Consider the following 20,450-nt stretch of genomic DNA (forward strand, 5'->3'; position numbering starts at 1 on the left):
GGAAGACGGGATATGAAGACGACGAACCTTGTCGCGGCCGGCGCCGCGATCCTCGCGCTCGCCGCCTGTTCGTCGGTGCCGCGCAACACCGGCACCAGCTATGACTGCAGTGGTGGCACGAAGTTGAAGGTCGACTATGTCGGCAGCACTGCGATCGTCCGTGTCAACGGCCTGCGCTCGATGGTGCTGAAGCAGACGCCGTCGACCGGCGGCTCGGTCTACGAGAACAAGAGCGGCGCGCGGCTACAGCGCAACGGCAATGATGTAACGTGGAACACCGCACTGCGCTCGGCGCCCGAAAGCTGCCGCGTCGTTTATACGCCGATGTGACCGGGAAGGCCGCCGGCGCCGTCGGCGGCCTCGCTATAGCGTCATTTGCGCCAGCGCTGCGCGGACTTCGCTGACGAACGAGTCGGGCTGTTCCCACGCGGCAAAATGTCCGCCGCGATCGAGTTCGTTCCAATAGACGATGTTCTTGTAACGCCGCTCGGCCCAGCGCCGCGAAAGGCGCATGATCTCGTTCGGAAACAGGCTGCATCCGGTCGGCGCGAGAATTTCTCCCGCCGAAAAATTGCGGAAGCTGTGCCAATAGAGCCGTGCGGAAGAGGCCGCGCTTGCGGTCAGCCAATAGAGGCTGACGGCGTCGAGCATGGCGTCGCGCGACAGCGCATTTTCGGGATGACCTCCGATCGACTGCCCCCCGGGTTGATGCCCGCAATCGGTCCAGCCATGGCATTTTTCGACGATCCACGCCATTTGACCCACCGGTGAATCGGTGAGCGCATAGCCGATCGTTTGGGGCCGCGTCGCTTGCTGGGTCGAATAGCCGCTGTCCTTTGCCTGATACCAGCCGAAGCGCGCGAGATAGAGTTTTTCGCTATCGGAAAGGTCGGTCATCAGGTCGGGCGGCGGGGCCCCTACCACCATGTTGACGTGGATACCCGCGCAATGATCGGCATGGTTCATCCCGATCGCACAGGTCACCGCGCTGCCCCAATCGCCGCCCTGCGCAAAATAGCGATTATAGCCGAGCGCCCGCATCAGCGCGTCCCACGCTGCGCCGATATGCTCGACGCTCCACTTGGCCTCGGCGGGCTTGCCCGAAAAGCCATAGCCGGGAAGCGACGGGATCACGAGATGGTAATCGCCCGAAAGCGGTTCGATCACATCGAGGAACTCAATCACCGAACCCGGCCAGCCGTGCGTCAGGACCAGCGGCCTCGCGCTCGGATTGGCCGACCGAATATGCAGAAAATGGATATCGAGTCCGTCGATCGTCGCAAGGTAGTTGGGCAGCGAATTGAGCCGGGACTCCACACCGCGCCAGTCATACTCATCGCGCCAATACGCTGCCAGCTCCTGCGCATAGGCAAGCGGGATGCCCTGATCCCAGTCGTCGACCGTTTCTTTCTCCGGCCAGCGCGTGCGCGCCAACCGCTCCTTCAGATCGTCGAGCGCGGCTTGCGGCACATCGATCGTAAAAGCCCGGATATTATCGACCTGCATCTACGCCCCCCCCTTTATTCAGCCATATTGTCAGGGACGCGCGGGCGCCTTGCAACCGCGCTCAAGCCCGACGCCTTTCAGAAAACCGCGCCGCACCGTCCCGGCATAGACCGCCTGTGCGTAACGCCGCCGTTCGGCGTTGGCGCCGGTGACTTCGCCAATCAGCCCGCGAAACGGAATGATCCCTCCCGCGACCGTGCCCGCGACGCGGCCCGCGGTTTCCTCGCGCTTCTTGGCGCGATCCTTATCGACTTGTTCATTGACGTCGGCACCCAAGACGTCGTTGAGCTCGGTGATTTCCTTGGAGATCGCGGCGCATTTTCCAAGCCCTGCGAGGGAATAGGGATTCTCCTGGATCGCCAAAAGCTTGGGGGGTGCTTCCTTTCCGTCAAACGGTTCGGTCACCGTATTGGCGGTGTCCTTGATCGTCGAATCTTCGGGAGCCCCCTGCTGGGCGTAGGAATGGACCGGCAGGATAAAGGCGACGACCCCCAGGCCCATCAAAAGTTTGCTGCGCATGATCTTTTCCTCTGTTGCTCCGGCCAGAGCGGCCCACAGGCTTAACGCACGGAAACGCAGCCGGCTCCACGCCTCTTTGTAGGCGTCAGCGTGTCGGAACCGGTTCGGGGCCTGTCCAGTCATAGAAACCGCGCCCCGCCTTCTTCCCGACCCAGCCGGCATCGACATATTGGACGAGCAAGGGCGCAGGGCGGAATTTTGGATCTCCGGTGCCGGTGTAGAGCACGCGGATGATTTCGAGGCAGGTGTCGAGCCCGATGAAATCGGCGAGCGTGATCGGGCCCATCGGGTGGTTGAGTCCGAGGCGACATCCGGCGTCGATATCCTGCATCGTCGCGACGCCTTCACCCAAAGCGAAGACCGCTTCGTTGATCATCGGCATCAGCACGCGGTTGACGATGAAACCCGGCGCGTCGTTCGCGTGGACGATTTCCTTGCCTAGCCCGCGGCCGAACGCTTCGACCGTCTTCAGTGTTGCGTCACTCGTCGCAAGGCCGCGGATCAGTTCGATCAGGCCCATCACCGGGACCGGATTGAAAAAATGGACGCCGATGAAGCGCGCCGCATCGGGCGCGGCCTGAGCCAGGCGCGTGATCGGGATCGAGCTGGTGTTGCTGGCGAGAATCGCGGTCGACGACAGATGCTGGCCGACGCTGGCAAAGATCGCACGCTTGATTTCCTCGCGCTCGGTCGCTGCTTCGATCACAAGATCGGCGGGCGCGAAAGCGCTGTGATCGGCGACCGGCGTGATACGGCCGAGCAGCGCGTCGGCGTCCGCTTGCGTCATCTTTTCCTTGGCGACGAGCCGGCCGAGCGCCTTGGCGATCCCCGCCTTGCCCGTTTCGGCGCGCGCGAGGTCGATGTCGGACAACAGCACCTCGTGCCCGGCGCCCGCCGACACCTGCGCAATGCCCGCGCCCATTTGCCCCGCTCCGATAACGCCGACGATCATATTCTGCCCTTTCGCTGAACCCCGTTGCCCGTGCCCCTACGGCCTCGGTCCCGCGCGTCAAGGGGCCGAGCGGAAAGCGGTCGCTTCGGCGAGGATCAGGGCAAAGGCGGGATCGACATCGTCCCATGTCGCGATCGGGGTCCAGCCGCTCGCACGGAGCAGCAGGCTCGCGTCACGCGGCCCGTATTTATGGCTGTTCTCACTGTGGATCGTTTCGCCCTTCTCCATCGCATAGCTGCGGCCGTCGACCGTGAACTCCATGTCGCACGCCGCGACAAGATGCATTTCGATGCGGGCATGGACATCGTCCCAGATCGCGCGATGTGCGAAATTTTCGACCGGAATATCGCCATCGAGTTCGCGATTGATCCGCTCAAGCAGGTTGAGGTTGAACGCCGCGGTCACGCCCGAAGGATCGTCATAGGCCAGTTCGAGCGTCGCCACATCCTTGATCCGGTCGATACCGATCAGCAGCAGCGCCCCCTCGCCGAGCGCACAGCGCCAGTTGCGAAGCAGATCGACTGCGGTACGCGCGACCATATTGCCGATCGTGCTGCCGGGGAAAAAACCGAGCTTGGGCAGGTCGGCGATTTCATCGGGCAACGTCACGCGCTGGGTGAAGTCGGCCTCGACCGGATAGATAGGCAGCCCCGCAAACCGCGCGGCGAGCGCCGCCGAGCTGTCGCGCAGGAAATCACCCGAGATGTCGACGGGCACATAAGCGGCGGGATCGATCGCGTTGAGGAGCAGCGGCGTTTTCGTCGAACTTCCCGATCCGAGCTCGACGACGGCCCGGTCCGGGCCGATCGCCACAGCGATATCGACGGCGTGGCGGGTGAGCAGATCGGTTTCGCTGCGCGTCGGATAATATTCGGGCAGCGCGGTGATATCCTCGAACAGCGCCGATCCGGTTGCGTCGTAGAACCAGCGCGCAGGAATCGCCTTTGGTTGCTGGCTCAGGCCGGCGTGGACGTCGGCGCGGAAGGCGATGTCGACGCCGGCGTCGTCGGCCGCAACTTGTCTAAGATTGCGTACAACGCCCATGTCAAAGATCCTTTGCGAGCCGCACGCCGGTGAACTGCCAGCGCTGATGGGGGTAGAAGAAATTGCGGTAGGAGGCGCGCAGATGGCCGCGGGGGGTCGCACAGCTGCCGCCACGCAGCACGAACTGGCCGCTCATGAACTTGCCATTATATTCGCCGACCGCGCCGGGGGCAGCGCGGAAGCCGGGATAGGGGCGATAGGCGCTGCCGGTCCATTCCCACACGCTGCCGAACATCTGTTGCAAGTCGGTGTCATCGGCGGGTGCGGCGGGCTGCACCGGCCCCGCAGCATCGAGTTGCTGTCCCGATGCCGGGTCGAAGGCGGCCGCGGCGGCCTCCCATTCGAACTCGGTCGGCAGGCGGGCGCCGGCCCAGCTGGCGAAGGCGTCGGCCTCGTAGAAGCTGATGTGCGTGACCGGCGCGGCGGGGTCGATCGCGCACCAGCCGGCAAGCGTGAACTGGTGATCGCCGTCCCAATAGGCGGGCGCGTCGATATCTTCGGCCTGCACCCACGCCCAGCCGTCGCTGAGCCAGAGCGACGGGGTATGATAGCCGCCGTCGTCGATGAATTGCTGCCATTCGCCATTGCTCACCGGACGGCTGGCGAGCGCGTGCGGGGGCAGCAGCGCGTCGTGCCGCGGCCCTTCGCAATCGAACGCGAAGCCGGTGCCGCTGTGCCCGACCGAGGCGACGCCCTCCGCCCCCTTAATCCATTTCATCGCGGAAAACGGCGCAACTTCACTCGTGATCGCCAAAGCCTTCCACACCGCCGGGCCGAGCGGGTTCTGCGCGAAGAGATGCTGGAGGTCGGTAAGCAGCAATTCCTGATGCTGCTGCTCATGATGGATGCCCAGATCGACGAGCGCGTGCGCGGCGGGCGGCAGGTCGGGCAGTGCGGTCTGTACCGCAGCGTCGACATGCGCGCGCCAGATGCAGATTTCGTCGAGCGACGGGCGCGTCAGCAGGCCGCGCTGCGGGCGCGCGTGGCGCGGCCCTTCGGCCTCATAATAGCTGTTGAAAAGAAAAGGATAACGTTCATCGAAGAGACCATAGCCCGCGACATGATCGCGCAGGATGAAGGTTTCGAAGAACCAGGTCGTGTGCGCGAGGTGCCATTTGGCGGGCGAGGCGTCGGGCATCGACTGCGCGCTGGCATCGGCGTCGGAGAGCGGCGCCACCAGATCGAGCGACAGGCGCCGCGTCGCGGCAAAGCGCCGGCCGAGATCTTCCAGCGGATCGATACGATTTTGAGCGTCGGTACGGCTGGCCATGATGTGACAATCCCCCCGGGTACGATTCGTTTCGCAGCAAGGCCAATTATGGTTACACCGCGACCGATTGTCCAGAACGTTTAGGGAACAACGCCCTTCTTCGCCCTGCCGGGCTTGACCCGGCGTCCATGACCGCATGGCCCCCGGATCAAGTCCGTGGTGACGAAATTTGGGTCGCCATGTGACCCGCAGATCAGCGCGTCGCGCCCGGTTTCCAAAGGATGTCGCCGCCCGCCGCGGCATTCAGGTGCCGGGTGAGCACGAACAGATGATCCGACAGGCGGTTGAGGTAATTGAGCGCGAGCGGATTGAGGTCGCGCTCGCCGCCCGCCGCGACCGCGGCACGTTCGGCGCGGCGGGTGACCGCGCGCGCGAGATGGAGCCGCGCCGCGGCTTCGGTCCCGCCGGGAAGGATAAAGCTTTTGAGCGCATCGAGGTCGTCGTTCATCGCGTCGATCTCGTCTTCGAGCCGCGCGATCTGGCTCGGCACGATACGCAGCGCCATGTCGTGCGGGCCGAAGCCGAACTGGATGTCGGCCGGGGTCGCAAGATCGGCGCCAAGGTCGAACATCTCGTTCTGGATGCGCGAAAGCATCGCGGCTTCGCTGCTCGCGGAGTCGAGCGCGGCGGCGGCGATGCCGATCGCACTGTTCGCCTCGTCGACGTCGCCGATCGCCACCATCAGCGTATCCGATTTGGCAACGCGCGACCCATCGACAAGTCCGGTGGTGCCGTCGTCGCCGGTACGCGTATATATCTTGTTGAGCTTGACCATCGGTAAGGTCGTTTACTTGCCGGCGGCAAACAGGCCGATCAGCACGAGCAGGATGATGGTGATCGCCTGCCACTTCACGCGCGACATCATCATCTTGTTCTGCATCACCTGATTTTCGTGCGCGGTGCCGTCCATCTGGGCCTTATGCCCCTGCGAGAAATAGAAGAGCCCCCGCGCGAGCGAGAAGAGGACGAAGCCGGCGGCAATCACGACGCCAAGGATGAGCAGGATTTCCATAATGTCTATCTAGGGATTTTGCAGCGAATAGCCAGTGGGAAGCCGGTCGAAGGCCAAATCGACGGCGAGCGCGCGCCCGTCGACCCCGGCCGTGCGGAGCGAGGCGAGCGACGCCGCGGCATCGCGTTTCGCCAGCCTTTTGCCGTCAGGCCCGCAGACGAGCGCATGGTGGTGATAGAGCGGGGTCGGCAGGCCAAGCAGCGCCTGAAGCAGCCGGTGAACATCGGTCGAGGCAATCAGGTCGGCACCGCGGATTACGTGCGTCACCCCCATCGCGGCATCGTCGAGCGTGCTCGCAAGATGATAGCTCGCCGGCGCGTCCTTGCGCGCGAGGACGATATCGCCGTGGGCGAGCGCATCGGCGGCACGCATCCCCTGCCCCGCCTCCTCCCATTGCAGTTCGCCGCTTTCGGCAAGTGCGCGCGCGGTGTCGAGGCGCCAGCAATGCGGTTCATCCGCAAGGCGCCGTGTCCGGTCGGCTTCGGACAGATGGCGGCAGGTTCCGGGGTAGATCGCGCCCGCTGGTCCATGTGGGGGCCCATGCGGCGCCGACAGGCTGGCGGCGATATCGGCGCGGGTGCAAAAACACGGATAGACAAGCCCGCGCGCGCGCAGATGGTCGAGCGCGGCGGCATAATCGCCAAGCCGCGCCGACTGCCGCACCGGATCGCTGTCCCAGTCGAGCCCGAGCCAGGCGAGGTCGGCGAGCGATGCCCCTATATATTCCTCGCGCGACCGGTTGCCGTCGATATCGTCGATGCGGATCAGGAACCGCCCGACCGCAGCCCGCGCGGCGCGATGCGCGAGCACCGCGCTATAGGCGTGGCCGAGGTGGAGATCGCCGGTCGGGCTGGGCGCGAAACGGGTCAGCATGGAGGGTATGAAAATTCCATATCCTGTGCCGACCTCCGGTAAATCCTTCCATATCTTGCGGCAAAAGCCCCCTTGACGTCAGATTCTGATGCGGCATGTAATACGCATGTCACTTGGGAAAGGCAGTGGCGCGCCAACCCGTACAACCATGGGGGCAGCGTTCTAAAGCCATGTTCCATCCCGATCTCGCCCGGCATCCCGATAATTGTCCCGCTCTTGTCCTGAATGCCGACTATACGCCGCTCAGTTACTATCCCTTGAGCCTGTGGCCATGGCAAACCGCGGTCAAGGCGGTTTTCCTCGACCGCGTCACCATCGTCGAAAATTACGAACGCGAAATTCACTCGCCGACGAAGACGATGCCGATCCCCAGCGTGATCGCGCTGCGCCAATATGTGAAGCCGTCGCAGCATCCGGCCTTCACGCGCTTCAACCTGTTTCTGCGCGACCGGTTTTCCTGCCAATATTGCGGGTCGGGCAAGGATTTAACCTTCGATCATGTCGTGCCGCGCCGGCTGGGCGGGCGAACGACGTGGGAAAATGTCACCACCGCGTGCGCGCCGTGCAACCTGAAGAAGGGCGGCCGCACCCCGCAACAGGCGCATATGCCGATCTATCACCAGCCCTGGCGCCCGACGAGCTGGCAGCTGCAGGACAATGGCCGCGCCTTCCCGCCCGGCTATCTGCACACGAGCTGGATCGACTGGCTCTATTGGGATGTTGAACTCGAAGGCTGACCGATGGACAACAAACCGGACAGACAGGGTTCATCGCGGCGGCGCTACCGGGCCGCGAGCCATAACAGGAGAACAACCATGGTCCGTATCGCCCGCGCTCTGGCGCTCAGCCTCGCCACCCTGCCGCTCGCCGCGTGCGCGACGTTGGGGCCGTCCGAACAGCCGGTGTCGGTGACCGGGCAGATTACGTACCGCGAACGCATGGCGTTGCCGCCAACGGCGCAGATCGAAATCCAGCTGAGCGACGTCAGCCTGATGGATGCGCCCTCGCGCACCATCGCGCAGCAAAGCTTCACCGCCGACGGACGGCAAGTGCCGTTCGCCTTTTCGCTGACGGTCGATCAGCGTCCGCTCGACCCCCGGCACAGCTATGCCGTGTCGGCACGCATCACCGACGCGTCGGGGCGGCTCATGTTCATCACCGACACGCGCAACAGCGTGGCGTTCGATGGCCGCAGCCGGATCGACATGGGGACGCTGACGCTGGTGAAGACGCGCTGATCCTAGCCCCCTTCCCCCTTGATGGGGGAAGGATACGCAGCCTTATCGCGCAGCGATTAGGCGCAGTTGGATGGGGGTGAGGGTGCGTCGTTGCACGGTTGCTGATGGCCGAGACCGCACCCCCACCGCTGCAACTAGCGAACATGTTCGCAAGTTTCGCTGCCTCCCCCATCAAGGGGGAGGATAAGTGGGTGCTGGATCCGATGCAGCCGGGCGCATAGCTATGCGCCGCTTGACGCTGTGCGTTCGCAGGTGCAGCAATCGTGCCATGGGGCCGCCGATCCAGATCTCGCAAAATCCCGACATCCGCTATCTGGGGCGGATCCTCGGCGACGTCATCCGCGCCTATGGCGGCGACAAATTGTTCCGCCAGACCGAATATATCCGCTCGTCGAGCGTCGACCGGCACCGCGGGATCGCGGGGGCCGAGGCGATCGACCCCGGGCTCGATGCGCTGAGCCTCGACGATACGATCGCGTTCGTACGCGGCTTCATGCTGTTTTCGATGCTCGCGAACCTCGCCGAGGACCGGCAGGGGGTGGCCGCCGAACCCGAAGCGACGGTCGCGGCGGCGATTGAAAAACTGCGCGCGGACGGGATCGATGGCAATGCGATCGCGGCGCTGCTGAGCGCGTCGCTCGTCGCGCCGGTGCTGACCGCGCACCCGACCGAGGTGCGGCGCAAATCGGTGCTCGACCACAAGAACCGCATCGCCGAGCTGATGCTGCTGCGCGACCGCGGCGCCGACGAGACGCCCGAAGGCGATATGGTCGAGGATGCGATCCGGCGGCAGATCGTGCTGCTATGGCAAACGCGGCCGCTGCGTACCGAGAAATTGTTCGTCGCCGACGAGATCGACAATGCGCTCACCTATTTGCGCGACGTCTTCCTGCCCGTGGTGCCCAAACTCTATGCGCGCTGGGAAGCCGAGCTGGGGCAGCGCCCCGCGAGTTTCCTGCGCGTCGGCAGCTGGATCGGCGGCGACCGCGACGGCAATCCGTTCGTCACCGCCGAGACGATGCACATGGCGACGGCGCGCAACGCCGCGGCGGTGCTCGGCCATTATATCGACGCGGTCCATGGCCTCGGCGCCGAGTTGTCGGTGTCGGCGAGCCTCGCTGCGGTTCCCGACGCGGTCGAGGCGCTGGCCGAGGCGAGCGGCGATGCGGCGCCGAGCCGCCGCGACGAGCCCTATCGCCGGGCTTTGTCGGGCATCTATGCGCGGCTTTGCGCGACCTATACGCAGATTGTCGGCAAGGCGCCGCCACGTCCGTCAGCGTTGAAGGGCGAGCCTTATGCGACCCCCGCCGACTTCCGCCGCGACCTCGTCACCATCGCCAATGGCCTGTCGGCGAACAGCCAAGGCCAGTTCGGCGGCATCGGAGCTTTGGGGCGGTTGATCCGCGCGGTCGAAGTATTCGGATTCCACCTCGCAACACTCGACATGCGACAGAATAGCGCGGTGCACGAACGTGTGCTCGCCGAGCTGCTGGCGGTATCGGGGGTGTGTGCCGACTATCTGGCGCTGGGTGAAGAAGAGCGCGTCGCACTGCTCACCGCCGAGCTGCAAAGCGACCGGCCGCTCGCCGCGCCCTGGCACCAGTGGAGCGACGAGACCGCGGGCGAACTCGCGATCGTCCACGCCGCCGCCGATGTGCGCGCGCGGCTGGGGCAGGACGCGATCTGCCAGTGGATCATCAGCATGGCGCAGGAATTGTCCGACCTGCTCGAAGTCCATGTCCTCGCACGCGAGGCCGGATTGTGGCGGAGTGGCGTCGAAGCGGGCCGGTCGAACCTGATGGTCGTGCCCTTGTTCGAGACGATCGCCGATCTCGACAAGGCGCCCGCGATCATGGCGCGTTATTTCGCGATGCCCGAGATCGGCCCGCAGATCGGCCAGCGCGGGCATCAGGAAGTGATGATCGGCTATTCGGATTCGAACAAGGATGGCGGGTATCTCACGTCGACCTGGGGGCTGTACCAGTCGTCGCAGGCGCTGACCCCGGTGTTCGAAGAATTCGACACCGCGATGCAATTGTTCCACGGCCGCGGCGGCGCGGTCGGGCGCGGCGGCGGCAGCGCCTTTGCCGCGATCCGCGCGCAGCCTGCGGGCACGGTGCAGGGGCGCATTCGGATCACCGAACAGGGCGAGGTGATCGCGGCGAAATATGGCACCGCGGCGAGCGCGGCGACCAATTTGGAGGCGATGGTATCGGCGAGCCTGCTCGCGAGCCTGGAGCCCGAGGCGCTGAGCGATGCTGATGCGGCACGCTTTACCGCGGCGATGGACCAGTTGTCGGATAGCGCGTTCGCCGCCTATCGCGGGCTCGTTTACGACACGCCGACGTTCAAGGATTTTTTCCGCGCGATGACCCCGATTGCGGAGATCGCGGGCCTCAAGATCGGGTCGCGGCCGTCGAGCCGTACCAAGAGCAGCGCGATCGAAGATTTGCGCGCGATCCCGTGGGTGTTCAGCTGGGCGCAGTCGCGCGCGATGCTCCCCGGCTGGTACGGCACCGGCGAGGGTTTTGCGGCATTCGAGGACAAGGCGCTGCTGGCCGACATGGCGGCGGGCTGGCCGTTCTTCGCCGCGTTGCTGGGCAATATGGAAATGGTGCTGGCGAAATCCGACATGGGGATTGCGGCGCGCTATGCCGAGCTTGCGGCGGGCATCGACGGGCATGACGCAATCTTCGCGCGCATCCGCGACGGGTGGAATCGGGCGCATGACGGGTTGCTCGACATCACCGGGCAGACGCGGCTGCTCGAGAAGAATCCGGCGCTCGAGGCGTCGATCCGGCTGCGGCTGCCCTATATCGAGCCGCTGAACCTGCTGCAGATCGAGCTGATGAAGCGCCACCGCGCCGGCGAGACCGACCCGCGCATTGCCGAGGGCATTCAGCTGACGATCAACGCGATCGCGACGGCGCTGCGGAACAGCGGGTGAGTCGCTCTACCAATACCGTCACCCCGGCGAAGGCCGGGGTCTCGACATATCGCCACTACGCAACGGCGAGATCCCGGCCTTCGCCGGGATGACGATCATACGGTTGGTGAGACTCAGCTCTTGACGATCACCACCTGGCCCTTGGCGTTCGCGCCATCTGGGATGAAGTTGATCCGGAAATCGGCGCCGTCCTTGTCCTTGCCCGCCAGCGTGTCACCGCTGCGCGTGACCTTGACGCCCTTTTTGGCGAATTCGCCCGCCATCCAGTCGGCGGCCTTCGTCGGCGCGGCGGGCGAGGTGAAGCCGAGTTTGACCGTTGCGGTATCGGCGCCATTTTTGTCGTTCGCATCGACGTCGACCTTGGTGACTTTGCTGCCCGGATAGAGTTTCACGCCGTCGATATCGAAATCGTCTTCGATGTTCAGGTCGACGAAATCGGGGATGTCGATATTGATCGCGGCACCGTCGCCACCGATTTTGAGATTGCCGCCGTCCTTGCCGGCCTTGATCTGCACCCCGCCATGCTCGTCGCCGGCGTTGATCGAGACTTCGGTGCCTTCGCCGGCTTTCTTCTCCTCCGACCCGCAGGCGGCGAGGAGCATCATCGGGGGAATCAGGAACGCGAGACGCATGGACAATCTCCTTGGTGCATTAGTTACATAATACACCTTGGAGGTAACCGAGTCAAATTCCTCTTTCGTCACCCCGGACTTGATCCGGGGTCCCGCTATTCGGCGTTGCAAAGCGGGATGCCGGATCAAGTCCGGCGTGACGATGAGGAATGGGTTAGATCAGGCGTCGATGCTGGTCTTCAAATCGCCATGCACCAGCCCGCCGTCGACGGTGATCGTGTCGCCGACGACATAATCCCCCGCCTTTGACGCGAGGAAGATCGCGGCGCCTGCCATATCCTCGGGCACGCCGATGCGCTTGGTCGGGATGCTTTGCGCGACCGCATCGCCATGGTCGCGCGCGGCCTTGTTCATGTCCGACTGGAAAGCGCCGGGGGCGATTGCGGTGACGAGAATGTGATCCTGCACCAGCCGCGCCGCCATACGCTTGGTCAGATAGAGGATCGCCGCCTTCGACGCGTGATAGCTGTAGGTTTCCCATGGATTGAGCCGCATGCCGTCGATCGAACCGATGTTGATCACCTTCGACGGACGTTCGTGGGTGCCGCCGGCCTTGAGCAGCCCGTGCAGTGCCTGCGTCAGGAAAAAGGGCGACTTGACGTTGATGTCCATCACCTTGTCCCAGCCGGCTTCAGGGAAGCCCTCAAAGGGTTCGCCCCATGCGGCGCCGGCATTGTTGACGAGAATGTCGAGGCGTTCTTCGCGCGCTTCGAGTTCCTTGGCGAGCGCGCGGCAACCGTCGACGGTCGCGAGGTCGACGGGGAGGCCGATGACCTTGCCCGGATAGCGCGTTTCGAAATCGGCGACGGCTTCCTCGATCTGCGCGGTCTTGCGCGCCGAGATATAGACGCGCGCGCAGCCTGCGGCGAGATAGCCCTCGACGATCATCTTGCCGATCCCGCGCGAGCCACCGGTGACGAGTGCGATGCGGCCATCGAGGCCGAACATGTCTTGAAGGTTCATGGGCGTGGGCTCCCTGCCAATAAATAGGGACAGTCCCTATTTTTCGCTCACTGTTGGTTTCGGTGTAACGCGGTGCCGCTGAAAATAGGGACTGTCCCTATTTATTGGCCCCGCGACGTCAGTAGCCGTTCATCCGGGCGACCTGGTCGATGTGATAATGCACGTCGCCCATATATTCGGCGAGCGCGCGATCGCGTTTCATATAGAGGCCGATGTCATATTCGTCGGTCATGCCGATGCCGCCGTGCATCTGGACGCCTTCGCGCACCGCGAGATTGGCGGCGCGGCCGGCCTTCGCTTTCGCGACCGATACCATCAGCTTCGCGCCCTCATTGCCCTCGTCCAAGAGCTGCTGCGCCTTCATCACCGTGGCGCGCGCGACCTCCATCTCGCCATAGAGATGCGCGGCGCGGTGCTGGAGGCCCTGGAATTCGCCGATCAGCTTGCCGAACTGCTTGCGTTCCTTGAGGTAATTGACGGTCATGTCCATCGCGCCCTGTCCGACGCCGACGAGTTCGGCGGCGGCGCCGGTGCGCGTTGCCGCGAGCAATGCGTCGAGGATTTCACCACCGGCATCGACCTCACCAATCACCGCGTCGGCATCGACCTCGACGCCGTCGAACGTGACATGGCTCGCAAGGCTTGAGTCCACCAAGCGGCGTGGGTCGGCGGTGACGCCCTTGGCATCCTTCGGCACCGCGAACAGCGTGATGCCGCCATCCGTCTTGGCCGCGACGATGCTCATGTCGGCGACATGGCCATGGAGAACGAAGCTCTTCTTGCCGTCGAGGCGGAAGCCGTTGCCCGCGCGCGTTGCGGTGGTCGCGATGCGGTCGGGGCGGTGCTTCGCGCCCTCGTCGATCGCGAGCGCGATGATCGCCTCGCCCGACGCGATCGCAGGAAGCCAGCGACCCGCCTGCGTGCCGCCTGCCTTCGCGAGCGCGGCGACCGCGCCGACGCTGGTCGACAGGAAGGGCGACGGGGTCAGATTGCGGCCAATTTCTTCGAGTATGATGCCCGCTTCCATATGCCCCATGCCGAGCCCGCCATGTTCCTCGGGAACGAGCATGCCGGGCAGGCCCATTTCGGTGAACTGCGTCCAGAGATCGCGCGAGAAGCCGGTGGCGTCGGCGGTATCGCGCAGTTTGCGCAGGTGCGAAACCGGCGCCTGTTCGGCGACGAAGGGCGCGACGCTGTCCTTGAGCATCGCCTGGTCGTCATTGTGATACAAAGGCATGGGTCAGGCTCCGGGCAGGTCGAGGATACGCTTGGCGATGACGTTGAGCATGACTTCGCTCGTCCCGCCTTCGATCGAATTGGCCTTGGTGCGCAGCCAGCCGCGCGCCCTTGCGCCGCCCTTGGTCTCTGCGCTGTCCCATTCGAGCGCCTCGCTGCCGCCGCCCGACATCACGAGTTCGTGGCGGCGCTTGTTGAGTTCGGTGCCGACATATTTCATCATGTTCGACGAGGCCGGATGCGCTCGCCCGGTCTTCCACATGTCCATGAAACGCTCGCCCATCGCGCGATAGGCAAAGACATCGACGTCGAACGCCGCCATTTCGGCGCGCAGTATCGGGTCGTCGAGTTCGCCCGCCGCATTCTTACCGAATGCCTTGGCGAACGCGCCGCCGATGCTGACCATGTCGCCACCAGCGCCGCCGCCCGAGATCATCTCGCGTTCGTGGCCGAGCAGATATTTGGCGACGTCCCAGCCCCGGTTGATTTCGCCGATGAACTGCGTCTTCGGCACTTCGACATCATCGAAGAAGGTTTCGCAGAAGGGCGAGTTGCCGCTGATCAGCAGGATCGGCTTGGTGGTGACACCCTTACTCGCCATGTCGAAGAGCATGAAGGTGATGCCCTGATATTTATTCGCCTTGTCGGTGCGGACGAGGCAGAAAATCCAGTCGGCCTTGTCGGCGTAGCTGGTCCAGATCTTCGACCCGTTGACGACCCAATGATCGCCCTTGTCTTCGCCGAAAGTCTGCAAGCTGACGAGATCGCTGCCCGATCCGGGTTCGCTATAGCCCTGGCACCAGCGGATTTCGCCGCGCGCGATCGGGTTGAGATACTGGACCTTCTGCTCCTCGGTGCCGAATTGCAGCAGCGCGGGGCCGAGCATCCAGATGCCGAAGCTGTCGAGCGGCGAGCGCGCGTTGATGCGCTTCATTTCCTGTTTGAGGACCTTGGTCTGCTCAGGCGTCAGCCCGGCGCCGCCATAGGGCTTGGGCCAGTCGGGGACGGTATAGCCCTTCGCCGCGCAGGCTTCGAGCCACTGCTTTTGGGCGTCATTCTTGAACACCCAATTGCGCCCGCCCCAGCAGACATCGCCCTCCTCGCGGATGGGTTCGCGCATTTCGGCGGGGCAGTTCGCCTCCAGCCAAGCGCGCACTTCGGCGCGAAAAGCGTCCAGATCGCTCATGTTTCAGGCTCCTCTTCCTGCCCCAAATCTAGGAGCAGTCGCCCGCTTTACGCAAGCGTCAACTTGGGCAGGCCAACCTGCCGTTACGGCGCCGTAGCGTCGATTTGACCGCCGTTGACGCGTCACCTTTGGCGCCTAAGCTAAGTGGCAAAAGAAAACGGGAGAATGGGTCATGCGATTCGCAGGCAAGATTGCCGTCGTCACCGGAGCAGCTTCGGGGATCGGCAAAGCCACAGTATTAAAACTCGCGAGCGAAGGCGCACATGTCTTCGCCGCCGACATCGACGAAGCGGGCGGACAGGCGCTGGCCGAACAGTCGAACGGCAAGATCGATTTCGTGCGCTGCGACGTCACAAAACCGTCGGATATCGAGGCGCTGATGAATGAAGCCGCGGCAAAAGGCGGCGGCATCGACATTGTCTTTAACAACGCCGCCGCGGGCGGCGACCGCGCCCCGATCGATGAGATCACCCCCGAGGGCTGGGACCGGACGATGGACCTGGTGCTGAAATCGGTCGCGATGGGGATCCGCTATGCCAGCCCGCATATGAAGGGCCGCAAAGGCGCGTCGATCATCAACACCGCCAGCGTAGCGGCGCTCGGCGCGGGCTATTCGCCCACAGCCTATGCCGTGGCCAAGGTCGGGGTGCTCCATCTGTCGAAGGTCGCGGCGACCGACCTTGCCCGCTATGGCATCCGCGTCAACGCGATCTGTCCGGGTTTCATCAACACCAACATCTTCACCGCGTCGCTCGAGGTTCCCGACGCGATGAAGGAGCAGGCCAACGCCGTCATCGCCGGAATGAGCGCGCAGGCGCAGCCGGTGGCGCGCGGCGGACAGCCCGACGACATTGCCAATGCGGTCGCCTTCCTGGCCAGCGACGAATCCTCGTTCATGACCGGCACCCATTTGCTGGTCGATGGCGGACTGACGATCGGCCAGCGCCACGCCTGGGATCCCGAGGCGCCCGGCATATTCGACGCGCTGGTCGCGATGGAGGATGCGGCCAAGGCCGGAGCGATGGCGTGAAGGCTGCAACCGCGGGGCTCGTGCCGCCCCCCGAACGGCTGCCCGTGCGGCTGAAGATCGTGCATGGCCTTGGCAGCATCGCTTACGGGGTCAAGGACAATGGTTTTTCGACCTTTCTGCTGCTGTTCTACAATCAGGTGATCGGGCTCGACGCGGGCATCGTCGGCGCCGCGATCATGATCGCGCTGATCGCCGATGCCTTTGTCGACCCGGTGATCGGCGAGCTGACCGATCGCACGCGCAGCCGCTGGGGCCGCCGCCTGCCATGGCTTTACGGCGCACCGATCCCGCTCGCGATCGCGTGGATGCTGCTATGGTCGCCGCCCGCGATGAGCGACACGATGACCGTTGCATGGCTGATCGGCTTTGCGATCATCGTCCGCTCACTGGTGTCGATGTGCGAGGTGCCGTCGGTCGCAATCGTCCCCGAACTTACCGGCGATTATGACGAGCGCACCGCCGTCATGCGCTATCGCTTTCTGTTCGGCTGGGGCGGCGGGTTGCTGATCCTGCTGCTGGCTTATGGCGTGTTCTTTGGCGGCGCGAAGGGCCTCGTCGATCCCGACGGATATTTCCCCTATGCCCTCGCCGGGGCGCTGATGATGGCGGGCGCGGTGCTCGTTTCGGCGGCCGGGCAGCATAAAAGGATCGCGGTATCCAACCTCGCCGATGTGAAGCCGGTGATGACGCTGCGCCACATCCTGCGCGATATGCGCGACACGCTGTCGAACCGCGCGTTCCTGTGGTTGATTTTTGCGGCGCTGTTCGGCTTCGTCAATCAGGGCATCACCTTTTCGATGAACAATTATCTGCTCGGCTTTTTCTGGCAGTTCTCGCAGGTCGAGATGGTCGCTTATGTCTTCCTGCTATTCGGATCGATGATTGCCGCTTTTCTGCTGGTCGCTCCGCTATCGGCAAAATTCGGCAAGCGCGACGGTGCGATCGTCGCTGGTGCCATCGCGCTACTGGTCAACAGCGGTATCTATTTTGCATGGATACAGGGAATATTCCCCGGTCTGCCCGGCAAGCCCAGCGTCGCGACGATGTTTGCGCTGGTGTTCGTGTCGAACAGCTTCTCGATCATATTGATGATCCTGTCGTCCTCGATGATGGCCGATGTCGTCGAAGCGTCGCAGAGCGAGACCGGGCGCCGGTCCGAAGGTCTGTTTTTCGCAGGTTATTTCTTCATGCAGAAATGCGCGACCGGCATCGGCATTTTCGCTGCCGGGCTGATCCTGTCGCTTGCAGCGTTTCCGGCGAACGCGAAACCGGGCGAGGTCGGCAGCGACGTGCTCGGCAATCTCGCGCTCGGCTATGCGCTCGCGATCCTGATCATTGGCACGCTGGGGCTGATCGTGATGCGTAAATTCCCGATCTCGCGCGCCGATCATGAGGCGCGGCTCGCGCTTCTCGACGACGCCGCGCGCGCCGAACCCGACGCCAGCGGAGTGCATCCGTAACGAACATGTCGCCAAGCGACGGAATGATGTAATTTTCGGACCCACGGCACTTGGCAAGGCCGACGAATCGGTCCAATGGTTTACGTGAACGTAAAGGGAAGGATGCGAAGATGGATTTCGACCTCACCGACCGGCAGGTCTATTGGCGCGACCGCGTGCGCGATTTCATCGAGCGCAAGGTTCGCCCCGCGGTGCCGACGTATAACGAGCAAGACAAGGCCGGCGATCGCTGGAAAGTCATCCAGATCGTCGAGGATCTGAAGGCCGAGGCGAAGGACGCCGGCATCTGGAACCTGTTCATGCCCCCGCGCAGCGGCGCGCACCACCATGTCGACGAGACGTTCGAGTTCGAAGGCCCCGGCCTCACCAACCTCGAATATGCGCTGTGCGCCGAGGAAATGGGCCGCGTCGGTTTCGCCAGCGAAGTTTTCAACTGCTCGGCGCCCGACACCGGCAATATGGAAGTGTTCCACCGTTACGGGACTCGTGCGCAGAAGGAAAAATATCTCGGCCGCCTGATGAACGGGCAGATCCGTTCGGCGTTCCTGATGACCGAGCCCGCGGTCGCCTCGTCCGACGCGACGAACATCGAAACGCGCATCGAGCGCGACGGCGACGATTATGTCATCAACGGCACCAAATGGTGGTCGTCGGGCGCGGGCGATCCGCGCTGCGAAGTCGCGATCGTGATGGGCAAGACCGATTTCGCCGCCAAGCGCCACGCGCAGCAGTCGATGGTGCTGATGCCGCTGAACGCCCCCGGCGTCACCATCCTGCGCCATCTGCCCGTCTTCGGTTATGACGACGCGCCGCACGGCCATATGGAAATCCAGCTGAAAGACGTTCGCGTCAACGCCGAGGAAGCGATGCTGCTGGGCGAAGGCCGCGGCTTCGAGATCGCGCAGGGGCGCCTCGGGCCGGGCCGCATCCACCATTGCATGCGCACGATCGGCGTCGCCGAGGAAGCGATCAGCAAGATGGCAAAGCGGCTGCAGTCGCGCGTCGCCTTCGGCAAGAAGATCGCCGAATACAGCATCTGGGAACATCGCCTGGCGCGGGCGCGCATCGACATCGAAATGACGCGCCTGCTGTGCCTCAAGGCGGCCGACATGATGGACAAGGTCGGCAACAAGTCGGCCGCGGCCGAAATCGCGATGATCAAGGTGCAGGCGCCGAACATGGCGCTGAAGATCATCGACGACGCGATCCAGGCGCATGGCGCCGGCGGCGTGTCCGAGGATTTCGGACTGGCCAAGGCCTTTGCACATCAGCGTACGCTGCGTCTGGCCGATGGTCCCGACGAAGTGCATGAACGCGCGATCGCCCGCATCGAATTCGCCAAGCATAGCGAAGCGAGCGACCCGGGCTTTTCGTCGGGCGACATCGGCGTTTCGCGTTAAAACGCTCCCCCTCCTGCTTGCGGGAGGGGGATAATACGGAGATGGGAATGACAAAAGCCGCGATTCTGATCGAACCGGGTAAGCCGCTGTCGATCGAGAATGTCGTGATCGCCGATTGCGGTCCGCACGAGGTGCGTATCCGCACCGCCGCCTGCGGGCTGTGCCATTCGGACCTGCATTTCATCGACGGCGCCTATCCGCACCCGTTGCCCGCGATTCCCGGCCATGAAGCCGCGGGCATCGTCGAGGCGGTCGGCAGCGAAGTGCGCACGGTCAAGGTCGGCGACGCGGTCGTCACCTGCCTCTCAGCGTTCTGCGGTCACTGCGAATATTGCGTCACCGGTCGCATGTCGCTGTGCATGGGCGGCGATACGCGCCGCGCCATCGGATCAGCGCCGCGCATCACGCGTCCCGATGGCAGCCTGGTCAACCAGATGCTCAACCTCAGCGCCTTTGCCGAAACGATGCTCGTTCACGAACATGCGTGCGTTGCGATTAATCCCGACATGCCGCTCGACCGCGCCGCGGTGATCGGCTGCGCGGTGACGACGGGCGCGGGCACGATTTTCAACGCGTGCAAGGTGACCCCGGGCGAGACGGTCGCGGTCGTCGGTTGCGGCGGTGTCGGGCTCGCAACGATCAACGCCGCGAAGATCGCGGGCGCGGGGCGGATCATTGCCGCCGATCCGGTGCCCGAAAAGCGCGCGCTGGCGATGAAGCTGGGCGCGACAGATGTCGTCGATGCAATGGACGGCGATGCCGCGAAGCAGATCCTCGAACTCACCAAGGGCGGTGTCGATCATGCGATCGAGGCGGTCGGGCGTCCGGCTTCGGCAGCGCTTGCGGTCGCGTCGCTCCGCCGCGGCGGCACCGCGACGATCCTCGGCATGATGCCGCTGAGCGAGAAAGTCGGGCTCAGCGCGATGGACCTGCTGTCGGGCAAGAAATTGCAGGGCGCGATCATGGGCGGCAACCGCTTCCCGGTCGACATCCCACGGCTTGTCGACTTCTACCTGCGCGGACTGCTCGACCTCGACAGCATTGTCGCCGAGACGATCCCGCTCGAGCGGATCAACGAAGGCTTTGACAAGATGAAGAAAGGCGACGCCGCTCGGTCGGTGATCGTTTTCGATCAATGATGGGCAGCCCTGAGCCAATAAATAGGGACAGTCCCTATTTAAT

General features: G+C 64.0%; 20 protein-coding genes. 8 read left to right on the plus strand and 12 right to left on the minus strand.

The window, feature by feature from the left end; genetic code table 11:
• Window positions 1-12 precede the first annotated feature (12 nt).
• The gene (locus AC3A43_RS19325; RefSeq protein ID WP_487794189.1) at window positions 13-330 is read left to right on the plus strand and encodes an MliC family protein; all 318 of its coding nucleotides are present in this window, start codon (window positions 13-15) and stop codon (window positions 328-330) included.
• Window positions 331-363: 33 nt separating this feature from the next.
• Here the strand turns inward: AC3A43_RS19325 and AC3A43_RS19330 are convergent, their stop codons facing one another.
• The 8 genes from AC3A43_RS19330 to gluQRS form a co-directional block, all read right to left on the minus strand.
• The gene (locus tag AC3A43_RS19330; RefSeq protein WP_487794190.1) at window positions 364-1,506 is read right to left on the minus strand and encodes an epoxide hydrolase family protein; all 1,143 of its coding nucleotides are present in this window, start codon (window positions 1,504-1,506) and stop codon (window positions 364-366) included.
• Between the two features lie 30 nt (window positions 1,507-1,536).
• Window positions 1,537-2,025, minus strand: coding sequence for a hypothetical protein (locus AC3A43_RS19335; protein WP_487794191.1), 489 nt, complete (start codon window positions 2,023-2,025; stop codon window positions 1,537-1,539).
• A gap of 85 nt (window positions 2,026-2,110) precedes the next feature.
• On the minus strand, window positions 2,111-2,977 hold the full coding sequence (locus AC3A43_RS19340) for a 3-hydroxyacyl-CoA dehydrogenase NAD-binding domain-containing protein (protein WP_487794192.1): 867 nt from the start codon (window positions 2,975-2,977) through the stop codon (window positions 2,111-2,113).
• A gap of 57 nt (window positions 2,978-3,034) precedes the next feature.
• Entirely contained in the window at window positions 3,035-4,021 is a 987-nt protein-coding gene (egtD, locus tag AC3A43_RS19345; RefSeq protein WP_487794193.1) for an L-histidine N(alpha)-methyltransferase, read from the minus strand.
• 1 nt (window position 4,022) lies between these two features.
• The gene (egtB, locus tag AC3A43_RS19350; RefSeq protein ID WP_487794194.1) at window positions 4,023-5,291 is read right to left on the minus strand and encodes an ergothioneine biosynthesis protein EgtB; all 1,269 of its coding nucleotides are present in this window, start codon (window positions 5,289-5,291) and stop codon (window positions 4,023-4,025) included.
• Between the two features lie 193 nt (window positions 5,292-5,484).
• On the minus strand, window positions 5,485-6,066 hold the full coding sequence (locus AC3A43_RS19355; RefSeq protein ID WP_487794195.1) for a cob(I)yrinic acid a,c-diamide adenosyltransferase: 582 nt from the start codon (window positions 6,064-6,066) through the stop codon (window positions 5,485-5,487).
• Between the two features lie 12 nt (window positions 6,067-6,078).
• On the minus strand, window positions 6,079-6,303 hold the full coding sequence (locus AC3A43_RS19360) for an HIG1 domain-containing protein (RefSeq protein ID WP_487794196.1): 225 nt from the start codon (window positions 6,301-6,303) through the stop codon (window positions 6,079-6,081).
• A gap of 9 nt (window positions 6,304-6,312) precedes the next feature.
• Window positions 6,313-7,176, minus strand: a complete 864-nt coding sequence (gene gluQRS / locus AC3A43_RS19365; RefSeq protein ID WP_487794197.1) for a tRNA glutamyl-Q(34) synthetase GluQRS — start codon at window positions 7,174-7,176, stop codon at window positions 6,313-6,315.
• Between the two features lie 170 nt (window positions 7,177-7,346).
• Between gluQRS and AC3A43_RS19370 the strand changes: the two genes are divergently transcribed.
• The 3 genes from AC3A43_RS19370 (at window position 7,347) to ppc (ending at window position 11,361) form a co-directional block, all read left to right on the plus strand.
• Window positions 7,347-7,913, plus strand: coding sequence for an HNH endonuclease (locus AC3A43_RS19370; RefSeq protein WP_487794198.1), 567 nt, complete (start codon window positions 7,347-7,349; stop codon window positions 7,911-7,913).
• A gap of 78 nt (window positions 7,914-7,991) precedes the next feature.
• Entirely contained in the window at window positions 7,992-8,414 is a 423-nt protein-coding gene (locus AC3A43_RS19375; protein WP_487794199.1) for a YbaY family lipoprotein, read from the plus strand.
• A 268-nt stretch (window positions 8,415-8,682) separates the two neighbouring features.
• Window positions 8,683-11,361, plus strand: coding sequence for a phosphoenolpyruvate carboxylase (gene ppc / locus AC3A43_RS19380; protein WP_487794200.1), 2,679 nt, complete (start codon window positions 8,683-8,685; stop codon window positions 11,359-11,361).
• A 113-nt stretch (window positions 11,362-11,474) separates the two neighbouring features.
• Here ppc and AC3A43_RS19385 read toward each other — a convergent pair whose 3' ends face one another.
• The 4 genes from AC3A43_RS19385 to AC3A43_RS19400 all read right to left on the minus strand — a co-directional run bounded on the left by AC3A43_RS19385 (window position 11,475) and on the right by AC3A43_RS19400 (window position 15,378).
• On the minus strand, window positions 11,475-11,993 hold the full coding sequence (locus AC3A43_RS19385; RefSeq protein WP_487794201.1) for a hypothetical protein: 519 nt from the start codon (window positions 11,991-11,993) through the stop codon (window positions 11,475-11,477).
• Window positions 11,994-12,152: 159 nt separating this feature from the next.
• Entirely contained in the window at window positions 12,153-12,956 is an 804-nt protein-coding gene (locus AC3A43_RS19390; protein ID WP_487794202.1) for an SDR family oxidoreductase, read from the minus strand.
• Window positions 12,957-13,074: 118 nt separating this feature from the next.
• Window positions 13,075-14,193: an acyl-CoA dehydrogenase family protein gene (locus AC3A43_RS19395; protein WP_487794203.1), complete on the minus strand. Its 1,119-nt coding sequence runs from the start codon at window positions 14,191-14,193 to the stop codon at window positions 13,075-13,077.
• Window positions 14,194-14,196: 3 nt separating this feature from the next.
• Entirely contained in the window at window positions 14,197-15,378 is a 1,182-nt protein-coding gene (locus AC3A43_RS19400) for an acyl-CoA dehydrogenase family protein (protein WP_487794204.1), read from the minus strand.
• A gap of 172 nt (window positions 15,379-15,550) precedes the next feature.
• Here AC3A43_RS19400 and AC3A43_RS19405 point away from each other — a divergent pair, with 172 nt between their 5' ends.
• The 4 genes from AC3A43_RS19405 (at window position 15,551) to AC3A43_RS19420 (ending at window position 20,407) form a co-directional block, all read left to right on the plus strand.
• A complete protein-coding gene (locus tag AC3A43_RS19405) occupies window positions 15,551-16,408 on the plus strand; it encodes an SDR family NAD(P)-dependent oxidoreductase (RefSeq protein WP_487794205.1) in 858 nt (285 codons plus the stop codon).
• Window positions 16,405-17,868, plus strand: a complete 1,464-nt coding sequence (locus AC3A43_RS19410) for an MFS transporter (protein WP_487794206.1) — start codon at window positions 16,405-16,407, stop codon at window positions 17,866-17,868. Before AC3A43_RS19405 ends, AC3A43_RS19410 begins: the two co-directional genes overlap by 4 nt.
• Window positions 17,869-17,978: 110 nt before the next feature.
• Window positions 17,979-19,268: an acyl-CoA dehydrogenase family protein gene (locus AC3A43_RS19415; protein ID WP_487794207.1), complete on the plus strand. Its 1,290-nt coding sequence runs from the start codon at window positions 17,979-17,981 to the stop codon at window positions 19,266-19,268.
• A gap of 47 nt (window positions 19,269-19,315) precedes the next feature.
• Window positions 19,316-20,407 carry a Zn-dependent alcohol dehydrogenase gene (locus tag AC3A43_RS19420; protein ID WP_487794208.1) on the plus strand — a complete coding sequence of 364 codons (1,092 nt, stop codon included), beginning with the start codon at window positions 19,316-19,318 and terminating at the stop codon, window positions 20,405-20,407.
• Window positions 20,408-20,450 lie beyond the last annotated feature (43 nt).

Source organism: Sphingopyxis sp. Soil_C_28, from assembly GCF_057657055.1.